The organism is Nocardia sichangensis, assembly GCF_047200615.1.
Lineage (GTDB): Bacteria > Actinomycetota > Actinomycetes > Mycobacteriales > Mycobacteriaceae > Nocardia > Nocardia sichangensis.
Map to the genome: position 1 here is coordinate 36,886 of NZ_JBJZOK010000038.1, position 23,208 is coordinate 60,093.

Here is a 23,208-nt window from a genome sequence, read left to right on the forward strand (position 1 = left end):
TGCGGTAAGACTGATTCGATCCGACATCCGATCGACGAAGGGACGCGCTCATGGGCGAGCGAGTTGCAGTAGTGTCCGGCGCCGCACGAGGGATCGGCGCGGCGATCGCCAAGCGCTTAGCCGCGGACGGTCTTCGGGTCGGCGTGCTCGACCTCGACGCGGCGGCCTGCGCCGACACGGTCGGCGCGATCACCGAGGCGGGCGGCCGAGCCGTCGCGCTCGGCGCCGACGTGTCGAACGAGGAGTCGGTGGCCGCCGCCGTCGCGCAGCTGGAGAACGAGCTGGGGGCGCCGACCGTCGTCGTGAACAACGCGGGCATCCTGCGCGACAACCTCCTGTTCAAGATGAGCGTCGACGACTGGGACGCGGTGCTGAACGTGCACCTGCGCGGCGCCTTCCTGCTCACCCGCGCGGTGCAGAAGCACATGGTCGAGCAGAAGTGGGGACGGGTCGTCAACATGTCCAGCACTTCGGCGCTCGGCAATCGCGGCCAGGTGAACTATTCGGCGGCGAAGGCCGGTTTGCAGGGCTTCACCAAGACCTTGGCGTTCGAGCTGGGCAAGTTCGGCGTCACGGCCAACGCCATCGCTCCCGGGTTCATCGTCACCGACATGACCGCCGCCACCGCCGCGCGCGTCGGCGTCTCCTTCGAGGACTCCCAGAAGGCCGCCGCCACGCAGATTCCCGTGCAGCGCGTCGGCACGCCCGAGGACATCGCGCACACCGCCTCGTTCCTGGTGAGCGAGGGCGCCGGTTTCGTTTCCGGCCAGGTGATCTACGTGGCGGGCGGCCCGACCAACTGACGACCCGCCCCCGCCCGCCGTGCCGGGGCGGGCGGGGGCGGTAACGTCGCAGCACATGAATCGGCGTGGGGCTCGTCGCGGCATGACGAGCTATGTTCTCTTGCTGCCGAGCCTGATCGGTGTCGGCGCGTTCCTGGTGCTGCCGATTCTGGTGGTGGCCTGGCTCAGTCTGCACAGCTGGAACCTGTTGGGACCGATGGAGTTCGTCGGACTGCGCAACTGGCGGTCGGTGCTCGGCGACGCCGCGTTCGGCCACGCCCTGCTGGTGACGCTGGCGTTGACCGCGATCGTGGTGCCCGCTCAGACGGTGCTGGGTTTCGCGGTCGCGGCATTGCTGGCCCGGCGGCGCGGCGCGACGAGTCTCCGGGTCATGTACGCGCTGCCGTGGATGTGCGCGCCGGTGGCGGTGGGTGTGGTGTGGCAGTGGATGTTCGCTCCCACCGGTGGCGCCGTCAACGCCGCGCTCGGCCTGCGCGTCGAATGGCTCTCGGATCCGGCGCTGGCGCTGCCGTCGGTGGCCGCGGTGAGCGTGTGGGCGAACTTCGGTTACGTGGCGCTGTTCTTCGTGGCCGGAATCCGCGCGATCCCGGACGAGATCCTCGACGCCGGTGCGCTGGACGGGGCCACCGGCTGGCGCCGGATCCGCTGGCTGATCCTGCCGCTACTGCGGCCCACCATGTTCTTCGTATTGGTCACCGGCGTACTGACCGCCTTCCAGACCTTCGACACCGTGTACGCGTTGACCAAGGGCGGACCGGGCGACCGCACCGATGTGCTCGCGATGCGGATCTTCACCGAGGCATTCGACGCCGCACGGCCCGGCCGCGCCGCCGTCATGGCGCTCGTGGTGTTCGCGGTCATGTTCGCGATCACCGTGGCGCAGCACCGCTACTTCCGGGATCGGACCACCTATGAGCTCTGATCGCCTACGTTCGGCGGCCGCCTACGCGATCCTCTCGGCCGGAGCGTTGCTGACCGTGGCGCCCCTGCTGCTCAGCGCGCTCACCGCCGTGAAGACACCCGGCCAGTTCGCGACCGGGTCGCCGCTGGCCCTGCCGCATCCGGTCACCGCCGACAATTTCCGGACCGTACTGGACTACGGCTTCGGGCGTGCGGTGCTGGTGACCGCGTTGATGACGGTGTTCATCACCGGCGGCCAATTGATCACTTCGGTGCTGGCGGCATACGCGTTCGCCCGCACCGATTTCCCGGGACGCGACGCGCTCTTCTGGGTGTATCTGGGCACCATGATGGTGCCGCCGATGGTGACTCTCATCCCGCTGTACCTGATGTTCGCGCGCCTGGACCTGCTGAACACCTTCTGGGCGCTGGTGCTGCCGTTCGTGTTCGGATCGCCGTACGCGGTCTTTTTGCTGCGTCAGTACTTTCGGGCGATTCCGCAGGAGCTGATCGGCGCGGCGCGGCTCGACGGCGCGAACACCCTCGACATCATCGTGCACGTCATGGTGCCGATGAGCAGGCCGGTGCTGGCGACCTTGACGCTCATCACGATCGTCTCGCAGTGGAACAATTTCATGTGGCCGCTGGTCGCGAGCAGCGGCCGCTCGTGGCAGGTGCTGACGGTGGCGACGGCGAATCTGCAGACCCGCTACAACGCGCAGTGGACCCTGGTGATGGCGGCCACGACGCTGGCCATCGCGCCGCTGGTGGTGCTGTTCGTGATCTGCCAGCGGCAGGTGCTGCGCTCGATCGCGTGGACAGGGGTGAAATGAGGACATCGACCCGCGTGGTGCTCGCCCTCGCACTCGCCGCGGCACTGCTGGTCGCGGCGGCCCTGTGGCTCGGCCGTGACGGCGACGGGTCCGGCCGCACCGTGGTGGGGTTGCGGATCTGGGACGAGAGTCTGGTACCCGCCTACCAGGCGTCGCTCGCGGAGTTCGAGCGGGCGAATCCGGACCTCGCAGTACGGATCACGGTGGTGCCGTGGTCGTCGTATCGGCAGAAACTCCGCTTGGACGTGGCCGGTGGCACCGCCGACGATCTGTTCTGGACCAATCTGTACGAGGACTACGCCGATGCCGGGCGGTTGCTCGACATCGGGGCGACGCTCGGTCCCGAGGCCGCGAGTGCCTGGGACCCCTCGGCGGTCGCGCAGTACACGCGCGACGGGAAGCTTTGGGCTGTACCGCAATTCGTCGATGCCGGAACCGCGGTGTACTACAACCGCGACCTGCTCGCGGCCGCGCACATCGATCCCGCCGAGCTGACCGCGATGCGGTGGAGTCCCGGCGGCGACGACACCCTGCGCCCACTGCTGCGCAGACTGGCGGCGGTCACGCCGTGGGCGTACAACGCGGGTCACGACTTCCAGTCCATCGAACTACCCTATCTGGGCTCGAACGGAGCGCGCTTCCAAGACGACCACGACAATTTCGTCTTCGACAGCCCGCAGGGCGTGGCGGCGTTCGACTATCTGGTGCGGTTGATCGCCGACGGACTCGCGCCATCGCCCGCGGACACCAACACCAATCCCGACTTCGCGAAGAACGCTTTCTTACAGGGCAAATTGGCGCTGCTGCAGTCCGGGACATTCAATCTCGCGCAAATCTCCGAACAGGCCCGCTTCGAGTGGGGCGTCGCGCTGCTGCCCGCGGGCCCGGCGGGACGGGTGAGCACGAACAACGCGATCGGCGTCGCGGGTAACGCGGCCACCCGGCATCCCGACGCGGTGCGCCGGGTGCTGGCCTGGCTCGGCAGCGGCGCGGGCAACCGCCACCTGGCCGAGGGCGGCGGCGCCATCCCGGCAGTCGTGTCCGAACAGCAGCGCTATCGCGACTACTGGGCAGGGAAGGGCGTGGAGGTCTCCCCCTTCTTCGGCGTACTCCGCGGCCCGCGCATCTCCTCTGGTGGCGGACCGGGTTTCTCGGCCGCGCTCCGCGCCCTCGACCCGATTTTCGCCGAAATGTATCTCGGCCGGATTCCGGTGCCGGAAGCGTTGTCGCGCGCCCAGGCCGCGGCCGAGGCCGCCGTCGCGCAGAACTGAGCGAGCGCCGGAGAAGATCCGGCCGCCCTAGGATGTGGTGCCGCGATTCGCGGTGCGCGTCAATCCTTTCCGGTCGTAGAACGCCGTCACCGCAGCACCGGAGCACAAGCCGATGACCAGGCCGAGTAGCGCCATCCAGACACCGCGTTCCAGGCCCGCCGCGGCTCTGGCCTCGAAGTACAGGATCGCGCGGACGCCGAGGAAGACCTGATGCATCGGCTCGAATGTGGACAGCCAGGCGAAGTACGTAGGCGTCGCCTCGATGGGCACGGTTCCGCCTGCCGAGGGCAACCCCAGCACGATGAACAGGATCAGGTTGACGAGCATGCCCGCGGCGCCGAAGGCGGCGAGTATCGACAGCGCGGTGACGCCCACGGCGAGGATGGCGAACGTGGAATAGAGGAACAGCAGCAAGGCTTTGTCGATGGGCATGTCCAAAGCCGTCCCGACGCCGAGGAACACACCGGACACGATCGGCGCGGCGACGGCGAGCACGCCCCATTTCAGCAGCAATGTGCGCAGCCGGGAGATCGGAGTGGGCGGATAGTGCACATACCACGGCCCGTACTCGGTCGGCGTGAATCCGAGCGAAGCGTCCACCATGGTGTGGATGATCATGGCGCCGGTGAATCCGGCCAGCAGGATCAGCAGCGTGTAGAAGAAGGCCGACAACCCGCCGCCGGTGCCTTCGGGCAGTGGACGATACGGCGCGATCACCACGTCGATCGGCTCGGCCAGCAGCAACTGGCTGGCTCCGGCCAACTGCGGCGCGGGTCCGCCGGAGGACCGCAGTTGTTCGTCCACCGCGGCGGTGAGCTGCTGTCCGACCGTGGTGTTGACCGCGCCCAGTGCCTGTTCGGCGATACGAAGCGTGATCTGTGTGGCGTAGGTGCCGGTGCGCGGATTGGTCTGCACGGTGATCACCGGCCGGTCGACCTTTCCGGATACCACACCGGAAGCGCCGAGGATCGCGAGCCGCTTGGTGAAATCACTCGGGATGACGATCGCGCCGTAGATCTTGCCGTCGCGCATCAGCAACTGCGCTTCGGTGATGCCGATGACGCGCAGGTCGACCTTGTCGGCCGGGATGTTCGCGGTGAGCGCCGCGGTGATCTGGTTGCCCACGTTGGCCGGTTTCCCGGCGAGTGTGTCGCCCGCATCCTGGTTCACGACGGCGAGCGGCAAGTCGTGCAGATTCTTTTCGGGGTTGACGACGTACCCGAGATACATCACCGATAGCAACGCCATGAGCAGCGTGACGACGACAAGGGGTCGGATCCAGGTACGGATCCGCGTGGGTTTCGCTGCCATGGAACCGGCTCCTCTCGCGGCGGACAAAAGACTGCTCGGCGGCGCGGACGTATTCGGCGAACTGCTGGTTATCTTCACCCGTGCGCGCGGACATCCCGAAATCGTGGTCCGGAGTTTCGCCGGGAAACCCTGCGCGTCGTCGATCGCGAGTGGCAGGCGCTCACGCGTCGATCGCCGCGGCCAAGCGGGGCAGTTGCCGCAGCGGATTGATCCGCTCGACCTCCATCCGCTGGTCCGCGTCGAAGATGTCGCTGAGTCCGGGGGCCGGATCGTGCGTGCCGGTCTGCGGCAGGGTGAGCGCGCTGAAGGGCCAGTCGGAACCGAAGACGACGTGCTCGCGCTTCCCGACGGCGAGCACGCTCGCCATCGCCGCGGCCGATCCGCTGAGCGCGGTGTCGTAGTAGAAGTTCGCGATCTGGCGTTGCGTGTCGAGCACCGACGGCCTGGGCAGATCGTCGGGCCACAGTTCGCCGAGCACCGTTTGCGACGCGACGCTGACGCGGTGGGACAGGAACGGAAGTGTCCCGCCCGCGTGCGCGAGCTGGAAACGGATGTTCGGGTAGCGCTGCGTCGTGCCGGTGGCCATCATCAAGGTCGCCGCGCGCGTGGTGTCGAAGGTGAATTCTTCGAGGAAGTCCGGCAGCGGCAGCTTCGGTTTGGCCTCGGCGGGGATGGCGGCCGGATGCACGAAGACATAGGCGCTGCGTTGGTTCAGCGCGATCAGCAACGGCTCGAAACGCGGATCACCGAGGTAGACGCCGTCGTAGGCGGACAGCAACACCACACCGTCGAGGTGCAGTTCATCCAGCGCGTAGACGGCTTCCGCGACGGAGGCGGCGACGTCGGGCATCGGCAGCACCGCGAAGGCGCCGAATCGCTTCGGATGCGTTTGCAACAGCCTTGCGGCATACGTGTTGCAGTAGCGGGCCAGGTCGTTCGCCTCCTTGCCACGCAGGAACGACACGCCGGGGTCGGACACCGACAGCGCCTGCGCCTGGATCCCGTAGTAGTCCATGAACGCCAGCGCCTGTTCCGGGGACCAATCCGGCGTCGGGTATCCGCCGATGGTGACGTGACCGTGGTCGAGCAGCGCCGCACGGTAGTCCGGTGGCAGGAAGTGGGCGTGCAGGTCGATCCGGTAGGTACCCGACGGCGCAGGTTGCCCGGTGCGCGCCGGGTTCGCTCGAGCGATCGCCGCTGTCGCGGCCACGCCGAGCGTCCCGGCGACGACGCCGCCCAAGGCGCGGCGCCTGCTCGTCTTCCTGCGGAATCGGGAATCGGTCATGAGAGTCCTCACTCGTCCGGACGGGGAAACGGACCGGTCCGCCGGTGCTTCTCAGCACCACCGGACGGCATTCGATGAAATCATCAGCTACGATGAAATTGTCGTCAAGAGTAAATGACGAATTAGTCAGTATCGTGGAGAGAATCACCTGTCGACGCGCGCATGCGCGGAGACGAACCGCCTCGGAAGACCGCCCTCAGCGGAGATGATCGGCTTCGGAGCCGCTGAAGATCGAATGGCGGAGGTCTCCGCGATCCGGTCGGAGCTCAGTTGTCGTACGACGCGACGCCGACCGGGCCGACGCCGAGGCACAGGTCTAGCCCCGGTGTCTCGGCGGAGATTCGCAGTGCCGAGCCGCTGCCGACGAGGCGGACGAACACGGTGTTCAGTCCCTTCCGGACCGGCGCCGACTCCGCTTCACCGTGTTCCAGGGCGACGCTGATCCGGCCATCACGACTGGCCACGTAATTGATTTGCGCGGTCCACTTGTTCGCGAGCAGGGGGCCGTCGAGACGCGGGAACACCGGCCTTGTTCCGTCGACGCGGTAGCCACAGCCGGGCTCCGGTCCGGGGAGGATGGCCCGGTTCCACCAGACCGCCGCGTCGACGATCGCACCGTCGTCGGTGATCATCCGCAAGTGCGGTGTCGCGACCGCGAACGTGCCGGGGGCGGCCACGGACGCCAGCACGCTGCTGGTCAGATTCTGCGGATAGGCCATCGGATTCAACACGTTCCACGGCACCTCCTGCTCGAGCAGGGGCGCGCCGTCCCATGCGCGCAGTGCCGATTTCACGTTGGTGACATACGTTTCGGACGGACCGACCCGCCACGATCGCACGAATGTCCAGGTGGACCAGAGACTGCTCGCGACGAACACCGCTGTCACCGCGACCGTCAGCTGCCGGACGGGAAGCCCGATGCGCCGCGGATTCCGGGACGGCCGGGGGCGAGCCCGCACCATGAGCGCGCCCGCGGCCGCCGCGATCACCGCCGAGTCGGCGAAGTAGCGCAGCGACTGCATCAACTCCCCCGCGGTGTTCGGTCCGCCACGAGCCAACGCGACGGCCAGCTGAGCGATCACGACGTAGACGGCGGCCGTCAGCCACACCGCCCCGATCCGCTGCCGGGTGCGCATCGACAGCGCCACCACCGCGCCCAGCGCCAGCCAGGCCGCTACCACCGCCCAGCCGGGGGGATCCGCCCACGGCGTCGACGGCAGCCACCGCTCCCACACCCACGGACCGCCGGACAGCGCGGGCACGATCCCCAGGGAGGCCGCGCCGGGCAGCAGGTCGCGCAACTCGTCCCAGTCGTCGGGCAGTCCCGGCCCTGCGACCACCGCGAGATAGGCGATGGTCCAGAAGCCCAGGACCGCGGACGATCCGATCCACAGCGCCGCGCCCCGCCGCGCCACCACACGAATCGGGGACTCGCCGCCGTCGACATGGCGGACCAGCGCAGTCACGGCGAACGCGACGAACGGCACGACCGCCGACTTCTCGAAGAACAGCAACGCCACCACGAGCACCGCGACGCCGGACAGCGCGTATCGGCGGCGGCCGCTCCGCACCAGCGACACCGCGTCCCCGATCACCCAGGCGAGGGCGAATTGCAGCGGCAGTGCGTTGAGAGCGGCGGCCCACCATGCGAAAGCCGGGATCGTCAGGGGGCAGAACAGATAGAAGACCAGCGGAATCAGAAGCGGCCACCGGGGGCCCACGATGAGCAGCAGCATGCGCACCACGGCTACCGACGCCCCCAGCTGCATGAGCAGCAGCACCGTCACCGGTCCCGCCCAGACCAGCGGCGCGACCGCGTTCACCGCCCAGGCCGTGACGAAGGCCAACGGCATGAAGTGCCCGTCGTGGTCGTACAGCAGCAGATCGGTGGACCACAGCCCGTAGCGGGCCGCCCGGCCGACCAGGATGAAATCGTCCCAATAGAAGAAGCCGCTGTCGGCCACCCACCAGCGGACGGCCAGCTGCACCACGACCAGGCATCCGGCCACGACGACCACCGGTTGTGCCTTCGCGATCCTCCGGACGCGGCCCAGCGCCGACACCGGAAGAACGCGCGCCGACTCCGGCACGGCGAGCGCAGCAGTGTCCATGCCAACCCACCGTAGCGGCGGTCGCGCCGGGGATCGCGCCTCGACGGCTACGGAGCGTTCATGTGCCCTCCCGCCAGCAGGGCCGATCGCCCGACGCACGGTCTCCTCGACGTCCAGTTCCGCGTCGTCCCGCAGGGCCTCGATCAGCGCGGCGCTGCCCGCGATGCCGGTCCAGGGCAGGTCGGTCTCGGTCGCAACGAACCACGCCCCGTCGGCGGGCCAGATGAGATTCGGGCTGTTGATCGTCCGCGACCAGCCCGGGAGCAGGTCCGCGGCTCCCCCCTGCCCTACCTGGCCGAGCGGGCCCCGCAACAGCAGATAGTCCCGCGCGGGTATGCGCAGACGCGGCCCATCGATCACCTCCGGCGGGAAGGCCGGTGCGACGGTGGGCGCTGACACGAGATCCGCGGAGCGCCGCCGCGGTCAGCAGAGTGCGGCGTCGGATGGCCGGGGGCGTGGTCCGGCGCGGCCATCTTCCTCCGTCCCCATCGAGGAGAATCCGGCGTCAGTGCCCGACCACACCGCTCACTTCATTCGGTGTGCTCGGCAGCGTGACGCTCGCGGTCTTCGCTCCGGTGGCGAGGTCGACGCGGTGGACCTGCTTCGCGGCGGGTTCCGAGACGTAGGCGACGTCGCCGCGGACGAACAGCGCCGGTCGCGGCTTCTGCCATTCCAGCGGTTCCTGCCAGGAACCTGTCACGGGGATCGTGCGCACGACAGCGCCCGCGACGGGATCGATCACGTGGATGCGGCCGTCGGTGCCGAGGACCAGGGCTTCGCCGTGTGGGCCGCGGGCCAGCGAGCGGAAGGTGTAGCTGGTGCCCAGATCGACCAGCCGCAGCGTGCCGGTGACCGTGTCGATCAACGAGACACGCTGCGGGCGTTCGAGTTCGGCATCCTTGTCCTGCTTGTAGTCGCCGAGGACGACGGGCGAGGTCTCGCTGCCCGCCTGGTTGCCGATCCGGCCGTACTCGGTCGGGCCTGCCACCTTGGTGATCGCCCCGTTGCGGTAGACGAGCACGCCGTTCTCACAGCCGAGGACCACGGCCTCGCCCGCGGCGGTCGCCTCACCGTGCACGCCGGGGCAGTCCTCGCTGCGCGCCTTCTCGGTGCGGTTCTCGTCGAGTACCACGATGCCGGTCCGTTTCTCCTCGGTGCCGAGCGTGAGGACGAGTTCACCGTCGGCGAGTTCGATCGCGACGCCGTGATGCGGGGCGGCCGCGCGGTAGGTGGCGGTCTTCGGCGCGCCTTCGGCGAGATCGGCCGGGTCGAACGCGACGACTTCACCGGTGCCGTCGCTGAACAACACGGTCCGCCCGGCATGCCGGACCACGTGCCCGGGATGGGGGCCGGGGAACTCCATGCCGGTGAATTCGCCTGCGACGGCGTCGAAGACGCGGAAGCCTTCTTTCGTCGAGACGATCAGGTGGCGGTCGTCGCCCGCCGGGTTGAGCCGGTTGAAGCCGTCGAGTTCGACCGTGTCCGCGAGTTCGAGGGTGGCGCCGTCCAGTACGTGGATCCCGCCGTCGTAGGTGATCGCGACGGGTTCGGCGATCCGCGGGGCGTCATGTTCGGAAGCGGTGTCGGCGCCGCAACCGGCGAGCACTACGGTCAGCAGGCCGATCAGGGCCGACGATTTCGTGGTTCGTGACCGAACGGGCATGAGTTACTCCGTCTTCATCTGGTGTTCGGGTGCTGGGCAGCGGCCAAGCCGCGCACGATCGATTCGGTGTTGGCCCGCATCATTTCCAGGTAGGTGCCGGCGCCGCCGCCGGGTTCGGTGAGCGACTCCGAATACAGCGAGATCACCTGCACGTGCACACCGGCTTGCTCGGCGAGCACACGGGCCAGACGGTCCGGCTGCGAGGAGTCGGCGAAGATCGCGCCCACCCCGGCGGCCCGGATTGCTCCGGCGAGGGCGGAGAGATCCGACGGGCTCGGTGCGGCGAGCGTGGTCCCGCCCGGTATCACGGCGCCGACCACTTCGAAGCCGAATCGCTGTGCCAGGTAACCGAAGACGTGGTGGTTGGTGACCAGCTTCCGCCGCTCGGCGGGGATGGTCGCGAACCGCTCGGTCATCCAGCGGTCGAGCCGGTCGAGTTCGGCGAGGTAGCGGTCGGCTTCGATCCGCACGGTCGCGGCGTCGTCGCCGTCGACCTGCTCGATGATCCGGTCCCGGATGACTTCCACCGCCTTGCGCACCCGGCGCGGGTCGGTCCAGAAGTGGGGATCCGGCCTGCCGTCCGCGTCGTCCGTGGAGTAGTCGATCGGATCGATCGCCGCGCCGACGGATACCCCTGCCACTCCGGATCTCTCGGCCGCCTCGACGTTGCGCAGCACACTCTCCTCGAGGCCGAGACCGTTGTAGACGATCAGGCTCGCGCGTTCGAGCCGGGCCGCCTGCTGGGCGGAGAGGGCGAAGAAGTGCGGGTCCGCGTTCGCCGGCATGAGCACGGTGACCTCGACCGCGTCCCCCGCGATGGCGCGGGTGAGATCGCCGAGGATGTTGGTGGTGACGACGACTCCGTCGCGATCGGCGTCGGCGTTCGAGCATGCGGTGAGCGCGAGCAGGGCGACGGCGAACAGCGCGCACCAGTGAGCGGCACGTCTCATCGGCCGGTCTCCACCATCGCCGTGGGCACGATGTCGAGGCCGAAGGTTCGTGCGGCACGCAGGTTGTCGGCGTAGTCGATCTCGTGGATCGCTCGCGCCGCGGGATCGTTGAGGTAGGCGCGGTGCTCGTCGACGAGGATCAGCGGCGCGGGTGCGCCGTCGAGCACCGGCGCGGTGAACGGTCGGGCCGCGGCGGTCTCCCGTCCGGACACGGCGTCGTAACTGTGCAGCAGGCCGTCCGCGGTGAGGACCAGCAGTGGCGCGCCCTCGCCCGCGGTATTCGCCGCGACCACCGGACCGGTGTCCACCGCGGTCCAGGACTTGCGCCGGACGTCGAGCACCCACACCCCGCGCAGGCCCGCCTTCGCCACCAGCGTCGCGCTGCCGGCGCGGTGGAAGAACGCGGTCGCGCGGTCGCCGTCGGAGGTGCTGTGCGGATAGGGAATCTTCTCGCCGCTGAACACCGCGTTCCGGGCCGTCACCACCAACGCGCCGTCGGCGCAACCGAAGACGACACCACGCCTGGTCACCGCCGAGCCATGCGGACGCGGACACTCTTGGGCGAGGACCGAGGCGGGCGCTCCGTCTCGGGCACGAACCTCGATCCGGTCCCGGGCGGGCACGGCCACCAGCAGGTGCTCAGCGTATGGCACGGCGGCTCCGTCGGCGATCACGCCGCGCTCTTGTCGCGACCCCGCGCCCAGCGCGGACCGATCCAGCAGCGCTGTGCCACCCGCGTCGGAAACCAGTGCGGTCACCGCACTGTCGGCATACGCGGCCGACACCGGGCCACCGGCGAGGGCGCCCAGATCGCGGACGGGTGCCCGGTAGTAGTGCACGTGATCGCCGTGATCGACCGTCCATGCGCCCGCGTCCACGATCCGCACCCCGTCGCGGGCGGACAAGAAGGCGTAGCGCCCATCGGCGGTCACGCGGCCGACGCCTTCCGCTCGGCCGAGATCGATGACGTCCGCGGTGACGAGGTCGACCACCCGCACCGCGCCGGTCCCGCTGTCGACCACGACCAGACGCGGCTGCGCCTCGTCGGCCTCCTGCGCGCCCGCCACATAACCGTGCGGCGGCGTCTCCGGAGGGCCGGTGGAATCGCCTGTCCCGCAACCGATCAAGGGCGTCATCGTGGCGAGTACCAGGAGCACGGCCAGTGGTTTCGGCGTCCCGCGCGAGGACCGGATCCGATCACGCACCCAGGACGACAGCGCCGAGACGAAGAACAGCGCGACGGCCGTCGCCGCGATGGTCGCCCCGGCGGCGGTGTGCGCGTGCCACGAGATCAGCAGCCCGGCGAAGGTGGCCACCGCCCCGAGCGCGGCGGCGGCGAGCATGATCGCCGGGATGCGATGCACCCAGTAGACGGCCGCCGCGGGCGGCGCGATGAGCAGACCGAAGACCAACAATGTGCCGACGATGTGGAACGACGCGACGATCGCCAGGGTCAGCAGAGCGATCAGCGCCACGTTCGCCAGGCGAGGCCGTAATCCGAGGGTGTGCGCCTTGCGCGGGTCGAAGGTCAGCGCGACGAATGCCCGGTAGCCCAGCACCGAGATCACCGCCGCGAGAACCGTGGCCGCGACCAGGTACCACAGGTCACGTTCTCCGACGGCGAGTACGTCACCGAAGAGAAAGCCGGTCAGGTCGACCGCGAACGAGGGCGAACGCGACACGATGATCACGCCCGCCGACAGCATCCCGACGAACAGCAGCCCGATCCCGGTGTCGGCGGCGAATCGCGTCCCACGGCCGAGCACCGAGACGCCGACGGCCATCGCCGCGGCGCTGAATGCCGCGCCCAGCAACAGGTTTCCGCCGAGCAGCGCGGCGATCGCGACGCCTGGCAGCATGCCGTGCGCCATCGCGTCGCTGAGAAAAGCCATGCCGCGCAACACCACCCACGTCCCCGCCAGAGCGCACAGACACGACACGAGCAATCCGCCCCACAACGCCCGCTGCACGAACGAAACCTCGAACGGGGCCAACCACTCCATAACGCAGCACTCTACAATGATAACGGTTTTCATTTCAATGAGTGGTTGGGAGTTACATGCCGCCAGCTGTCGATATCGCCGAGGTGACGGCCGGTTACCGGGGGCATCCGGTCCTGCGCGAGTTCACCGCCACCATCCCGGGCGGCCGGGTGACCGCACTCGTCGGACCCAACGGGTCGGGCAAATCCACCCTGCTCGGCGTCCTGGCGGGCGTCGTCACACCCAGCGCGGGAACCGTGCGCCGACGACATCTGCGGCGACCGGCGTTCGTCGTGCAGCACAGCGGCGTTCCGGCAACCTTGCCGATCACCGTCCGCGAAACGGTCACCATGGGGCGTTGGGCGCACCGCGGCGCATGGCGGCGCCTCACCCGGGCGGATCGGGCCATCGTGCGCGCGTGCCTCGACCGGATGGCCATCGCCGACCTGGCCGATCGCCGACTCGACAGTCTCTCCGGAGGCCAGCGCCAACGGGCGATGCTCGCACAGGCACTCGCCCAGGAGTCGGATCTGCTGCTGCTCGACGAACCGACCACCGGTCTGGACTCGGCGGCGCGGCGGGAGATCTCCGACGCCATCCGCCACGTCGGAGCGCAGGGCGTGACGGTCGTGCACGCCACGCACCGGCACGAGGATGCCCTGCGCGCCGACCACTGCCTGCTACTACAGGACGGCCGGGTCACCGGCAACGGCGATCCGCGCACCGTCCTGCGCGGACCCACCACCGAACCGGAAGCGGCCGCCGTCGACTAGCGTGGCACTCCGGGCATACCGGCGAAAAGGATCTGAAAGACTTTGGGAGCGTTGAGTACGACCGCCATGGACGGCGTGAAGGGCGCGCCTTCGTTGGTGTCGGTGACCACGTAGTCGGCGTGGCTATCCGGCACCCGGTCGAGGATCCCGGCACAGCGCGGCCCGCCGGTCGCGTTAACCTTCGGCAGGTCGCCAGGATATTTGTAGGGCTGCGCGCCGTACATGAAGCTGGCATTGAAGATGGCTCCGGGTTTGTATCCGCCGATGATGGCCTCCGCCGCGGGAAGGGCTTTCGCGATGCCGACGACTACGCAATACACCACGGGCGAGTAGATCTCGAGCAGTGAGCTGGTCGGCCGCAGGGTCGCGAGCACAGCGGTGAGTCCTTGCTCGTTCTCGGTCAGCGCCGTCCGGGTGGTGTCGGCCAACCCGACGAGGTTGAGCAGCACGGCGTCCAGGTCTTCCGCACCCTGACCGAGCGTCCCGCTGATCGTGGTGGCGTCGGAGGCCGCGCGCAGCAGGTCGGGGGCGGTATCGGCGTAGAGCCCGGTGACCTGGCCCGCAGCGGACAGGTCCCGCCGCAGCGCGGGCAGGCTCGGGTTGATCTGCCGCAGGTAGTCGTCCGAACGAGCGAGCAGATCGCCCAGCCGGTCGCCACGCCCCTGCAACGCCGTGTCCAAGGCGGCGAGGGTGGCGTTCAATTCGCCCGGTTCGACTTTCGCCAGCACATCACTCAGACGCTGGAACAGCGTGTTGTATTCGACGGTGACGGATTCGGCGCGGATCGTCGAGCCGGGGCGCAGCGGTGTCGGCGAAGGAGCGCTCGGCACCACGAAATTCACGTACTTGGCCCCGAATACGGTGGTCGAGCGGATGTCCACCGTCGCGTTGGCGGGCACCAGCCGCAGCAGTTCGGCATCCAGCTCGAGGCGCAGACGCGCCCGGTCGCCGCGGAACTCGACGGCGCTCACCTTGCCGAGTTCCACGCCGCGCATCCGCACCTTGGCATCGCTGTCGAGCACCAGACCGGAGCGGGGCGTCTCGACGGTGACGGCCACCGTCGAGCGGAAACGTCCGGCGTACATCGACGCGGCGACCGCGACCACCGCGACGATGAGCAGGAGCAACGCCGCTCCGGCGACTTTCAACCGCAGTAACCGCCACGTCACCAGCACGGTTTGGCTGCCGAAACTCATTCGAAACCACCGATCACTTCTCGTCACGGGCTGTGCGCGACGGCGGCACACCCGCGGCCCTGGCATCCGACTACGGTCGCGGTCCGCGGCTTGCCGGACGCTCGCTAACCGTAGTACTGTCCAGACACGTGTCCATCATAAAACTTGGACACTTATCTGGGGAAGGATTTCCAATGACTCTGGTGAAACCACGTCGGGTATCCGGAGGCGACCACGAGCACGGTCATCTGGAGGAGTTCCGCGTCGACCCGATCGGGCTGATGCGCCGGGTCCGCGCGGAGTGCGGCGACGTCGGCTCGTTCGACCTGGCCGGGCGCCAGGTCATCCTGCTGTCGGGCGCGGAGGCCAACGAGTTCTTCTTCCGCTCCGGCGACGACGACCTCGACCAGGCCGCCGCCTACCCCTTCATGAAGCCGATCTTCGGCGAGGGCGTCGTCTTCGACGCCAGCCCGGAACGCCGCAAGGAGATGCTGCACAACCAGGCGCTGCGCGCCGAACACATGCGCGGGCACGCCGCCACCATCGCCCGTGAGGTGCAGCGGATGCTGGCGCGCTGGGGTGACGAGGGCGAGATCGACCTGCTCGACTTCTTCGCCGAGCTGACCATCTACACCTCCTCGGCCTGCCTGATCGGCGTGAAGTTCCGCAACGACCTCGACGACCGCTTCGCGCACCTCTACCACGACCTGGAACGCGGCACCGACGCGCTGGCCTACGTCGACCCCTACGCCCCGATCGAGAGTTTCCGCCGTCGCGATCAGGCGCGGGCCGAGCTGGTCGAACTGGTCCAGGGGATCATGGACCGCAGGGCCGCCGACCCGCCGACCGGCAAGGACGACCGGGACATGCTCGACGTGCTCATCTCGATCCCGGGCGACAACGGCGAACCGCGCTTCAGCGCCAGCGAGATCACCGGCATCTTCATCTCCATGATGTTCGCGGGCCATCACACCACCTCCGGCACGGCGGCCTGGACGATCATCGAACTGCTGCGCCACCCCGAGGTGCTCGACCGGGTCGTCACCGAACTCGACGAGCTCTACGCCGACGGCTCGGACATCAGTTTCGGCGCGCTGCGCCAGATCCCGATGCTGGAATCCGTGCTCAAGGAGACGCTGCGCCTGCATCCACCGCTGATCATCCTGATGCGGGTGGCGCGCGGCGAATTCGACGTCTGCGGTCATCGGATCGAGCCCGGCGATCACGTCGCCGCCACTCCCGCGATCTCGAACCGGATCCCGGAGGACTTCCCGGACCCGGACGCTTTCGATCCCGGACGCTATATCGATCCCAACCAAGCCGACCTCGTCAATCGCTGGACCTGGATTCCGTTCGGCGCGGGCCGCCACCGCTGCGTCGGCGCGGCGTTCGCGTTGATGCAGCTGAAGGCGATCTTTTCGCTGCTGTTGCGGGACTGGGAGTTCGAGATGGTCCAGCCGTCGGACAGCTACCGCAACGACCACTCCAAGATGGTCGTGCAGCTCGCGCAGCCCTGCACCGTCCGTTACCGCAGGCGTCGCAAGGACGACGACAGCTGACGACGTGGCCGGGCGCGCGAGAGCTCCCCGTCGCGTGACGGGGAGCCCGCGTCCGGCAGCTACTCGTAGCGCACCCGCCAGCTCTTGATGCCGTTGATCCACCCGGACCGCAGCCGCACCGGATCGGACACCTGCCGCAGGCCGGGCATCGCGTCGGCGATGGCGTTGAACATCAGATCGATCTCCAGCCGGGCCAGGTTCGCGCCGACGCAGTAGTGCGTGCCGGTGCCGCCGAAACCCACGTGTGGATTCGGATTGCGCAGGACATCGAACGTGAACGGATTCTCGAAGCCCTCCTCGTCGAAATTCGCCGAGCTGTAGAACAATCCGAGCCGTTGACCCTGCCGGATCCGCTGCCCGCCGAGTTCCAGGTCCTCCGTCGCGGTGCGCTGGAAGGCGGTCACCGGAGTGGCCCATCGCACGATCTCGTCGGGCGCGGTACGTGGACGCTGCTGCCGGTAGGTCTCCCACTGTTCCGGGTGATCGACGAACGCCTTCATCCCGTGCGTGATGGCATTGCGGGTGGTCTCGTTGCCCGCCACGGCGAGCAGGATGACGAAGAAACCGAACTCGTCGGAGCCGAGCGCCTCGCCGTCGACGTCGGCGTGCACCAGCTCGCTCACGATGTCGCCCACCGGGCAGGCACGGCGCTGCTCGGCCATATTCCAGGCGTAACCGAGGATTTCGGCCGAGGCCATCGCGGGATCGCCGTACTCGGGGTCGTCGTAGTTGAGCATCTGGTTCGACCAGTCGAAGATCTTCTTCCGATCCTCCTGCGGCACGCCGATCAGCTCGGCGATGGCCTGCAACGGCAGTTCACAGGCGACCTGCTCGACGAAGTCGCCGCCGCCGGACTTCCTGGCCTCGTGCACGATCCGCTCGGCGCGCTCGGCGAGCGCGGCGCGCAGGTTCTCCACCGCCCGCGGCGTGAAGCCCTTGGATATGATCCGCCGGATCTTGGAGTGCTTGGGCGGGTCCATGTTCACCAGCAGAGCGCCGGTGAGCGCCATCTGTTCCGGCGTGATGTCGCCGGGCAGGCGGATGATGGCCCCTTTCCGCTCCGAGGAGAACAGCTCCGGATGCTTGGAGATCTCCTTGATGTCGGCGAGCTTGCTGACCACCCAGTAGCCGCCGTCGTGGAAACCACCGGACGTCTCGTCGGATTGCGCGTTCCACCACACCGGGGCGGTCCGGCGTAGCTGAGCGAATTCCTCTACCGGACTTCGGTTCTCCCACAGCGCCGGGTCGGTGAAATCGAATCCGACCGGAAATGCCGGAGCTGCCATTGCTACCTCCTAGATGAAACGTGCGAGCCGGTCAGCGCGGCGAAGTGCGCCGCGCGGCGTCGGGATCGGCCTCGGCAGGCGACGCGCAGGCCGCGTCACGGTCACGCAGCCACGCGGCGGCGCGACCAGCGACCAGCGGCAATTCGAGATACGTGCGCACACCCGGCTCGGCGGCGACGACGTAGGGGATCGAGTTCACGCAGTGCATGGCCGTGGCGACGATGCCGGGGTTGCGCACCAGACCCGCGGCGGCGCTGTGCGCGTGCATACCGGTGAAGGTCACCGTCGCGCCGGGATCGCCGACGATCTCGACCTCGTATCGCTCTCCCATGGGTCCGAAGGTCCAAGGCGGGTCGAGGTTCTCGGTGCCCATGAACCAGTTCACCGCGGCCGTGATCACCGGAGTACCGCGAACGGTCCCTTCCCAGCGGAAGCGCTGCGCGGCGACGCGCCCGGGCGCGATAGGGCCGATGGGCGAATCGATCGGCGCGGTGGCCACCGCCATGTCGTGCGTCACCCGCAACCGCTCGTCGAGCGCGATGCCCAGCGCTTCGGCGATCATCCACACCGACTGGCTGTAGCCGCCCGCGAGCACGTTCGCCATGACGCTGGTCGCGGCCTGCTCCGGCGTGGCGCCGAACAGCATCCAGTCCCGGACCACTTCGGGCGCGCCATAGGTGCGGATATCGGAGAACTCTTCGGCGCGCACCGCGGTGATCGCCCCCGAGAGCGCCGACACCACCAGCGGGATCTTCTCGGTGATGCCGCCGGGATGTATTCCGGTCCCGTGCAGCGTGACTCCGGCGGCTCGGCACAGCTCGTCGTACCGTTCCCGCTCCGCGCGGCGCGGATGGAACCAGCCCAGCGGTGTGACGACGTTCTTGCCGGACCGCAGGATCGCGCGCACCGTCGCGGCGTCGGCAATGAACGGGCTGTAGAGCACGCAGTCGGCCTGCGTGGCGAGCAAGCGGTCGGCATCGGTGGTCGCGCGCACCCCGACCGGCGGGCGGCCGACCAGCTCGCCCAGGTCCATGCCGTCCTTGTCCGCGCTGTGCACCCAGGCTCCGGCCAGTTCCAGCTCGGGATGGTCGAGAATGCCCTCGATGGCGGCCCGCCCGACCCCGCCGGTCGCCCATTGGATCACCCGGATCATGTCAGTCCGCCTTGTGGTCGGGCCCTCGCCCGGCCACGTACTGTTTGGCCCACCGGTAGTCGGGTTTGCCGCTCGGAGCGCGCACGATGGTGTCGGCGACCCAGACCTGTTTGGGCACTTTGTATCCGGCCAGGAATTTGCGCGCGTGCGCGTGCAGCTCGGTGAATTCGACCGGCCCGGACAGCGACACCACCGCGGCGACCTGATGCCCCCAGCGCTCGTGCGGCACGCCGATCACCACCGCGTCGAAGATCGCGGCGTGGGTCTTCACCACGCTTTCGACCTCTTCGACGAACACCTTCTCGCCGCCGGTGTTGATCACCATGTTGCCGCGGCCGATCAGCGTGATCGACCCGTCGGTCTCGGCGCGGGCCCGGTCGTCGGTGACGACCATGCGCACGCCGTCGACGGACTTGAACAGCTTCTCGGTCTTGTCGGGGTCCTTGTAGTAACCGATCGGCACGTTGCCGGTCTTGGCCAGCCAGCCTTCCGAACCGGGCGCGACGGGGCGGCCGTCGTCGTCCACGACCACCGCACCGCGGCCGGTCTGCACGCGGGGGCCGCGCGCCGGATCGTCGTCCTTCTGGGCGAACCCGATACCGCCGAATCCGGTCTCCGATGATCCGATGGAGTCCGAGACCACCGCCCACGAGAACATCTCCAGCAGCGTGTTCTTCACCGGTTGCGACAGCAGCGCGGCGCCGGAGGCGATGGCCAGCAGCGACGAGGCGTCCACCGGTTCGCTCCGATACGCCTCGATCAGCGGCCTGGCCATGGCGTCGCCGGTGATCACCATGACCTGCGGGCGTTGCTCGGCGACGGTCCGCCAGACGCGTCCGGCGTCGAAGCGGGACTCGAAGATCACGGTGTTGCCCGACCACAGCGCGGTGAAGGTGGGCATCATGGCGGCGGCGTGGATCAGCGGCGGCAGCACCAGCCAGGCACTCGGATCGATCCGGGCGCCGGTGCGGGACTGCTGGAACTCGTCGGCGACCGGTTCACCGGTGTAGAAGTCGATGCCTCCGCCGAGGACGCGCCACATGTCCTCCTGCCGCCACATGACGCCTTTCGGCATGCCGGTCGTCCCGCCGGTGTACATCATGAACAGGTCGTCGGCGCTGCGTTCGACCACCGGGCGGTCCGTCGCTCCGGCGGCGACGGCCGACTCGTACGACGTCGCTACATCGTCGATGTCCGGCGAGAATTCGTCGGCGACGCGAATCATGTGCCGCAAACCGGGCGTTCGCTCCCCGGCCTCCCGGACGGCGGCGCCGTAACAGGAGTGGTACACGAGCACTTCGAGATCCGCGTTCTCGTAGACGTAGGCCAGTTCGGCGACGCCGTACCGGTAATTGATGTTGATCGGGACGGCGGCGAGCTTGAAGCACGCGATCAGCGTCTCCATCGTCTCGATGCTGTTGTGCATCTGGAAACCCACGTGCGTTCCCGCGCCCACGCCGATGCTCGCCAGATGGTGCGCGAGCCGATTGGCGCGGATGTCGAGTTCGCGGTAGGTCACGCGACGGCCGGACTGGATGAGAGCCACCCGCTCGGGCATGGCGTCCACGGAGTGCTCGAAGAGGTCGGCGAAGTTGTTGGCCATGTCGTTCCATCTCTGCGTGGTGCGGTCAGACGACGGTGAGCGGAAGGGGTATCCCCCGGTCGGTGAAGGTGAAGGCCGCGCCGGTGCTGAACCGGGTCAGCGCGACCTCCGTCGCCTCCCGGAACGGTGTGTCGCCGAGCGTGATCGCGGCATGCCAGCCGTCCTCGCCCGCGGTGAGGACCTCGGCGGAGAAACGCGGGTTCACGCCGCGGACCAGGGCGTTCAGCGGCTGCAGGTGCTCGGGGTCGAGCATCGAAGGCCACGTGCCGTCGGTGTGCGCGCCACTGGCGGCCGGGAACGTCACCGTGACCGTGTCGCCGGCGGGCACGATCTCGATTCCGGTGTACGGCAAGGGATTCAGAGCGGGGTGCAACCGCAGCACCGTCGCCAGCGCGGCGGCGTCGTCACCGAGACCGAGACAATCGCGCAGGCGTTCACTGGTGAGCCCGGCGATGCCCGCGAACTGTTTACGTCCGATCTCCAGCGCCGCGTCGGCGTCCACCCGAGCGCGCACCGCGATCAGGAAACCCAGGGTGAGCAGGTGATGTTGCAGACATACCTCGTCGGCGAGCCGAACCAGCGCGGAGCGGGAGAAATCCGCGAAACGCACATCGCTGAGCAAGGGGCCGGAGTAGTCCGGCCGCCCTTCGTCGGTGGGGTCGATCGCGGCCAGATCCAGTCCGGCCGCCACCGACCCGGCGACCAGGTCGGCGTTGGCAGGCACCGGCGGCGGTACGTGCGCGGGGTCGATCACGACCGTCCACGCGCACACCGGCTTGCGATCGGCCGGACGGCGGGGCGGGCGGTGGTTCGGCCGGACCTGGGCGTGCGGATTGGTGGCCAGCGCGGTCGCGTCGAAGGTCGGGTCCTCGATGTCGTGGCACATCGACACGACGAAGTCCTCGCCCATCGGTTCCACGTCGGCGAGCGCACCGCAGTGGTCGAGCCAGAACTCGCCGTGGTGGTGGTCGTCGACTCGGAAACGGAAGTCCATGAACTGCGGTGGAGCGCCGATGTCCAGTTGCAGTCCCTTGAAGATGGTCTCCACGCCGTCACCCGCGAAGCCGAGCGCCCGCTGCATGCGCCGGGTGTAGACCGGGCTGGCCACCTGCCACTCCTCGATGGCGACCTCGGTCATGCCCTCGCGGCCGAACGCGGCGATCGAGTGCGCCATGCCGGAGCGGTCGATGAGGTGCCCGCACAGCAGCAGTTCGGGCAGCAGAGCGGCCAGGGTGTCGCGGTCCAGGTCGGCGAAACGGCTCTGAGGTCCGGCCATGTCGGTCACCACAGCGAGGCGGGCGATTCGCCGACGCGATACCAGCCGGGCAGCGGCGCGCCGGAAACCGAGCGCTCGATGCGCTTCTGCATCCCCGGGGTGAGCGCCTTGTCGGTGATCATCTCGACGAACAGCGCCGAGACATTGCCGAAGTCGAAGAAGTCGCGCTGCCAGGACCATTGGAAGTCGCCGCCGTAGCGGAACCAGCTACCGCCGATGCCCTCGGGCGAGTAGTTGCGCCCATCCGGACGTGTCGCCTCGCTGATCTGCTTCCAGAACCCGATGACGGTGCCGGTGCGGTCGTCGACCACGAATTCCTGGTAGGGGTAAGTCCAGCCCTCCAGGCCGGCCATCTCCTGGCCGAGGGCCAGCTCGCGGATCTCGTCGCGTCCGACGGCCATGAATTCCTGGGTGGGTCCATAGTTCCAGCCGTAGGTGGCGTCCTCGGTGTACATCTGCGCGAGGGGCTTCCAGTCCCCCTTCTCCTCGCAGCGCTGGTTCTCCACGATCCAGCGCTGAATCATCTCGTCGAGCTCGGCGCGGTCGAAAGCTGGCATCAGTCGGTACCTTTCGGAGAGGAGTCGGTCGCGCCTTCGTCGGCGATCGACAGGGCTCGAGTGGGGCAATAACGGATCGCGTCCGCCACGGCGGGCCGGAGTTCGGCGTCCGGTACGTCGTGCAGGATCTCGACCTGCCCGCGTCTGGGCACCGTGAACACCTCGGGAGCCTCGGCTTGGCAGACCGCGTGCCCTTGGCACAGATCGAGATCGGCGCGGATTCTCATGACCGGCTCCACACGGGCCTGCGCGGCGATCCCGGCATACGGATCCGGTCGGATGGACGGCTCATCGGGTCTCCACGGTGATGGGTAGGTGCGCGAAGCCACGCACATTGGACGAATGAACCCGGGCGATCCCGGTTTCGAGGACGTCGTAGGACCGCACACGCGACGCGAACTCCGTCAGCGCCACCGTCGCTTCCACACGGGCCAGGTGCGCCCCCAAGCAGAAATGCACACCCGCCCCGAAACTCACCAGCCCGGACCTGTCGGCACGATCGATACGAAAACTGTCACCATCCTCGAACACCGCCGCATCCCGGTTGGCCGAACCGATCAGCAACAACACCTTCGCCCCCGCCGGAACCACCCCCCCGTGATACGCGAGGTCCTCGGTCGCGGTGCGGGCGATCATTTGACTGGAGGTGTCGTAGCGCAGGGTCTCCTCCACCCAGTCGGAGACCAGATTTGGATCGGCGACGACTTTCGCGTACTC

At 68.5% G+C, this 23,208-nt stretch carries 20 protein-coding genes; 6 read left to right on the forward strand and 14 right to left on the reverse strand.

The features are described from left to right. The first annotated feature begins 50 nt into the window (after nucleotides 1-50). The 4 genes from fabG to ACL03I_RS34800 are packed head-to-tail and all read left to right on the forward strand — an operon-like array spanning nucleotide 51 to nucleotide 3,807. A complete protein-coding gene (fabG, locus tag ACL03I_RS34785; protein ID WP_412808071.1) occupies nucleotides 51-803 on the forward strand; it encodes a 3-oxoacyl-ACP reductase FabG in 753 nt (250 codons plus the stop codon). Between the two features lie 55 nt (nucleotides 804-858). Further along, the gene (locus ACL03I_RS34790; RefSeq protein WP_412808072.1) at nucleotides 859-1,725 is read left to right on the forward strand and encodes a carbohydrate ABC transporter permease; all 867 of its coding nucleotides are present in this window, start codon (nucleotides 859-861) and stop codon (nucleotides 1,723-1,725) included. Beyond that, nucleotides 1,715-2,536, forward strand: coding sequence for a carbohydrate ABC transporter permease (locus ACL03I_RS34795; protein ID WP_355080133.1), 822 nt, complete (start codon nucleotides 1,715-1,717; stop codon nucleotides 2,534-2,536). Before ACL03I_RS34790 ends, ACL03I_RS34795 begins: the two co-directional genes overlap by 11 nt. Continuing rightward, complete coding sequence (locus ACL03I_RS34800) at nucleotides 2,533-3,807, forward strand: ABC transporter substrate-binding protein (protein ID WP_412808073.1); 1,275 nt, start codon at nucleotides 2,533-2,535, stop codon at nucleotides 3,805-3,807. The genes ACL03I_RS34795 and ACL03I_RS34800 overlap by 4 nt, the downstream gene beginning before the upstream one ends. A 27-nt stretch (nucleotides 3,808-3,834) precedes the next feature. On the opposite strand, the gene ACL03I_RS34805 is transcribed toward ACL03I_RS34800, so the two are convergent. The 6 genes from ACL03I_RS34805 to aztB all read right to left on the reverse strand — a co-directional run bounded on the left by ACL03I_RS34805 (nucleotide 3,835) and on the right by aztB (nucleotide 13,130). Further along, on the reverse strand, nucleotides 3,835-5,118 hold the full coding sequence (locus tag ACL03I_RS34805) for a YhgE/Pip domain-containing protein (protein WP_355080136.1): 1,284 nt from the start codon (nucleotides 5,116-5,118) through the stop codon (nucleotides 3,835-3,837). A gap of 160 nt (nucleotides 5,119-5,278) precedes the next feature. After that, the gene (locus tag ACL03I_RS34810; RefSeq protein ID WP_355080138.1) at nucleotides 5,279-6,403 is read right to left on the reverse strand and encodes an amidohydrolase family protein; all 1,125 of its coding nucleotides are present in this window, start codon (nucleotides 6,401-6,403) and stop codon (nucleotides 5,279-5,281) included. A gap of 266 nt (nucleotides 6,404-6,669) precedes the next feature. Continuing rightward, nucleotides 6,670-8,913, reverse strand: a complete 2,244-nt coding sequence (locus ACL03I_RS34815) for a hypothetical protein (RefSeq protein ID WP_412808074.1) — start codon at nucleotides 8,911-8,913, stop codon at nucleotides 6,670-6,672. Nucleotides 8,914-9,019: 106 nt separating this feature from the next. Beyond that, nucleotides 9,020-10,177 carry a zinc metallochaperone AztD gene (aztD, locus tag ACL03I_RS34820; RefSeq protein ID WP_412808075.1) on the reverse strand — a complete coding sequence of 386 codons (1,158 nt, stop codon included), beginning with the start codon at nucleotides 10,175-10,177 and terminating at the stop codon, nucleotides 9,020-9,022. Nucleotides 10,178-10,191: 14 nt separating this feature from the next. Next, nucleotides 10,192-11,127 (reverse strand): zinc ABC transporter substrate-binding protein AztC, encoded by a 936-nt coding sequence (gene aztC, locus ACL03I_RS34825; RefSeq protein ID WP_412808076.1) that lies wholly within the window; start codon nucleotides 11,125-11,127, stop codon nucleotides 10,192-10,194. Then, nucleotides 11,124-13,130 (reverse strand): zinc ABC transporter permease AztB, encoded by a 2,007-nt coding sequence (aztB, locus tag ACL03I_RS34830; protein ID WP_412808077.1) that lies wholly within the window; start codon nucleotides 13,128-13,130, stop codon nucleotides 11,124-11,126. The genes aztC and aztB overlap by 4 nt, the downstream gene beginning before the upstream one ends. Nucleotides 13,131-13,186: 56 nt before the next feature. Here aztB and aztA point away from each other — a divergent pair, with 56 nt between their 5' ends. Further along, the gene (gene aztA, locus ACL03I_RS34835) at nucleotides 13,187-13,882 is read left to right on the forward strand and encodes a zinc ABC transporter ATP-binding protein AztA (protein WP_412808078.1); all 696 of its coding nucleotides are present in this window, start codon (nucleotides 13,187-13,189) and stop codon (nucleotides 13,880-13,882) included. On the opposite strand, the gene ACL03I_RS34840 is transcribed toward aztA, so the two are convergent. Beyond that, on the reverse strand, nucleotides 13,879-15,078 hold the full coding sequence (locus ACL03I_RS34840; RefSeq protein WP_412808079.1) for an MCE family protein: 1,200 nt from the start codon (nucleotides 15,076-15,078) through the stop codon (nucleotides 13,879-13,881). The genes aztA and ACL03I_RS34840 overlap by 4 nt on opposite strands. A 173-nt stretch (nucleotides 15,079-15,251) precedes the next feature. Here ACL03I_RS34840 and ACL03I_RS34845 point away from each other — a divergent pair, with 173 nt between their 5' ends. Continuing rightward, a complete protein-coding gene (locus tag ACL03I_RS34845; RefSeq protein WP_412808080.1) occupies nucleotides 15,252-16,616 on the forward strand; it encodes a cytochrome P450 in 1,365 nt (454 codons plus the stop codon). A gap of 59 nt (nucleotides 16,617-16,675) precedes the next feature. Here ACL03I_RS34845 and ACL03I_RS34850 read toward each other — a convergent pair whose 3' ends face one another. The 7 genes from ACL03I_RS34850 to ACL03I_RS34880 all read right to left on the reverse strand — a co-directional run. After that, nucleotides 16,676-17,902: a cytochrome P450 gene (locus ACL03I_RS34850; protein WP_379252550.1), complete on the reverse strand. Its 1,227-nt coding sequence runs from the start codon at nucleotides 17,900-17,902 to the stop codon at nucleotides 16,676-16,678. 31 nt (nucleotides 17,903-17,933) lie between these two features. After that, complete coding sequence (locus ACL03I_RS34855) at nucleotides 17,934-19,055, reverse strand: NAD(P)H-dependent amine dehydrogenase family protein (protein WP_412808081.1); 1,122 nt, start codon at nucleotides 19,053-19,055, stop codon at nucleotides 17,934-17,936. A 1-nt stretch (nucleotide 19,056) separates the two neighbouring features. Beyond that, nucleotides 19,057-20,658: an acyl-CoA synthetase gene (locus ACL03I_RS34860; RefSeq protein WP_412808082.1), complete on the reverse strand. Its 1,602-nt coding sequence runs from the start codon at nucleotides 20,656-20,658 to the stop codon at nucleotides 19,057-19,059. Between the two features lie 25 nt (nucleotides 20,659-20,683). After that, entirely contained in the window at nucleotides 20,684-21,934 is a 1,251-nt protein-coding gene (locus ACL03I_RS34865) for a hypothetical protein (protein WP_412808083.1), read from the reverse strand. A 5-nt stretch (nucleotides 21,935-21,939) separates the two neighbouring features. Then, a complete protein-coding gene (locus ACL03I_RS34870) occupies nucleotides 21,940-22,491 on the reverse strand; it encodes a Cif family virulence factor (RefSeq protein ID WP_355080159.1) in 552 nt (183 codons plus the stop codon). After that, on the reverse strand, nucleotides 22,491-22,718 hold the full coding sequence (locus ACL03I_RS34875) for a ferredoxin (protein WP_355080160.1): 228 nt from the start codon (nucleotides 22,716-22,718) through the stop codon (nucleotides 22,491-22,493). The genes ACL03I_RS34870 and ACL03I_RS34875 overlap by 1 nt, the downstream gene beginning before the upstream one ends. A 61-nt stretch (nucleotides 22,719-22,779) precedes the next feature. Beyond that, the coding region (locus ACL03I_RS34880; RefSeq protein ID WP_412808084.1) for a cytochrome P450 at nucleotides 22,780-23,208 on the reverse strand (429 nt) is incomplete at its 5' end.

Excerpts from the sequence above, each read along its gene's own strand:
- ACL03I_RS34875 (WP_355080160.1), bottom strand. The coding sequence starts at position 22,718 with ATGAGAATCCGCGCCGATCTCGATCTGTGCCAAGGGCACGCGGTCTGC.
- aztB (WP_412808077.1), bottom strand. The coding sequence starts at position 13,130 with ATGGAGTGGTTGGCCCCGTTCGAGGTTTCGTTCGTGCAGCGGGCGTTG.
- ACL03I_RS34805 (WP_355080136.1), bottom strand. The coding sequence starts at position 5,118 with ATGGCAGCGAAACCCACGCGGATCCGTACCTGGATCCGACCCCTTGTC.
- ACL03I_RS34850 (WP_379252550.1), bottom strand. The coding sequence starts at position 17,902 with ATGGCAGCTCCGGCATTTCCGGTCGGATTCGATTTCACCGACCCGGCG.
- fabG (WP_412808071.1), top strand. The coding sequence starts at position 51 with ATGGGCGAGCGAGTTGCAGTAGTGTCCGGCGCCGCACGAGGGATCGGC.
- aztD (WP_412808075.1), bottom strand. The coding sequence starts at position 10,177 with ATGCCCGTTCGGTCACGAACCACGAAATCGTCGGCCCTGATCGGCCTG.
- ACL03I_RS34790 (WP_412808072.1), top strand. The coding sequence starts at position 859 with ATGAATCGGCGTGGGGCTCGTCGCGGCATGACGAGCTATGTTCTCTTG.
- ACL03I_RS34840 (WP_412808079.1), bottom strand. The coding sequence starts at position 15,078 with ATGAGTTTCGGCAGCCAAACCGTGCTGGTGACGTGGCGGTTACTGCGG.
- ACL03I_RS34800 (WP_412808073.1), top strand. The coding sequence starts at position 2,533 with ATGAGGACATCGACCCGCGTGGTGCTCGCCCTCGCACTCGCCGCGGCA.
- ACL03I_RS34845 (WP_412808080.1), top strand. The coding sequence starts at position 15,252 with ATGACTCTGGTGAAACCACGTCGGGTATCCGGAGGCGACCACGAGCAC.
- ACL03I_RS34810 (WP_355080138.1), bottom strand. The coding sequence starts at position 6,403 with ATGACCGATTCCCGATTCCGCAGGAAGACGAGCAGGCGCCGCGCCTTG.
- aztC (WP_412808076.1), bottom strand. The coding sequence starts at position 11,127 with ATGAGACGTGCCGCTCACTGGTGCGCGCTGTTCGCCGTCGCCCTGCTC.
- ACL03I_RS34855 (WP_412808081.1), bottom strand. The coding sequence starts at position 19,055 with ATGATCCGGGTGATCCAATGGGCGACCGGCGGGGTCGGGCGGGCCGCC.
- ACL03I_RS34795 (WP_355080133.1), top strand. The coding sequence starts at position 1,715 with ATGAGCTCTGATCGCCTACGTTCGGCGGCCGCCTACGCGATCCTCTCG.
- aztA (WP_412808078.1), top strand. The coding sequence starts at position 13,187 with ATGCCGCCAGCTGTCGATATCGCCGAGGTGACGGCCGGTTACCGGGGG.
- ACL03I_RS34860 (WP_412808082.1), bottom strand. The coding sequence starts at position 20,658 with ATGGCCAACAACTTCGCCGACCTCTTCGAGCACTCCGTGGACGCCATG.
- ACL03I_RS34870 (WP_355080159.1), bottom strand. The coding sequence starts at position 22,491 with ATGCCAGCTTTCGACCGCGCCGAGCTCGACGAGATGATTCAGCGCTGG.
- ACL03I_RS34865 (WP_412808083.1), bottom strand. The coding sequence starts at position 21,934 with ATGGCCGGACCTCAGAGCCGTTTCGCCGACCTGGACCGCGACACCCTG.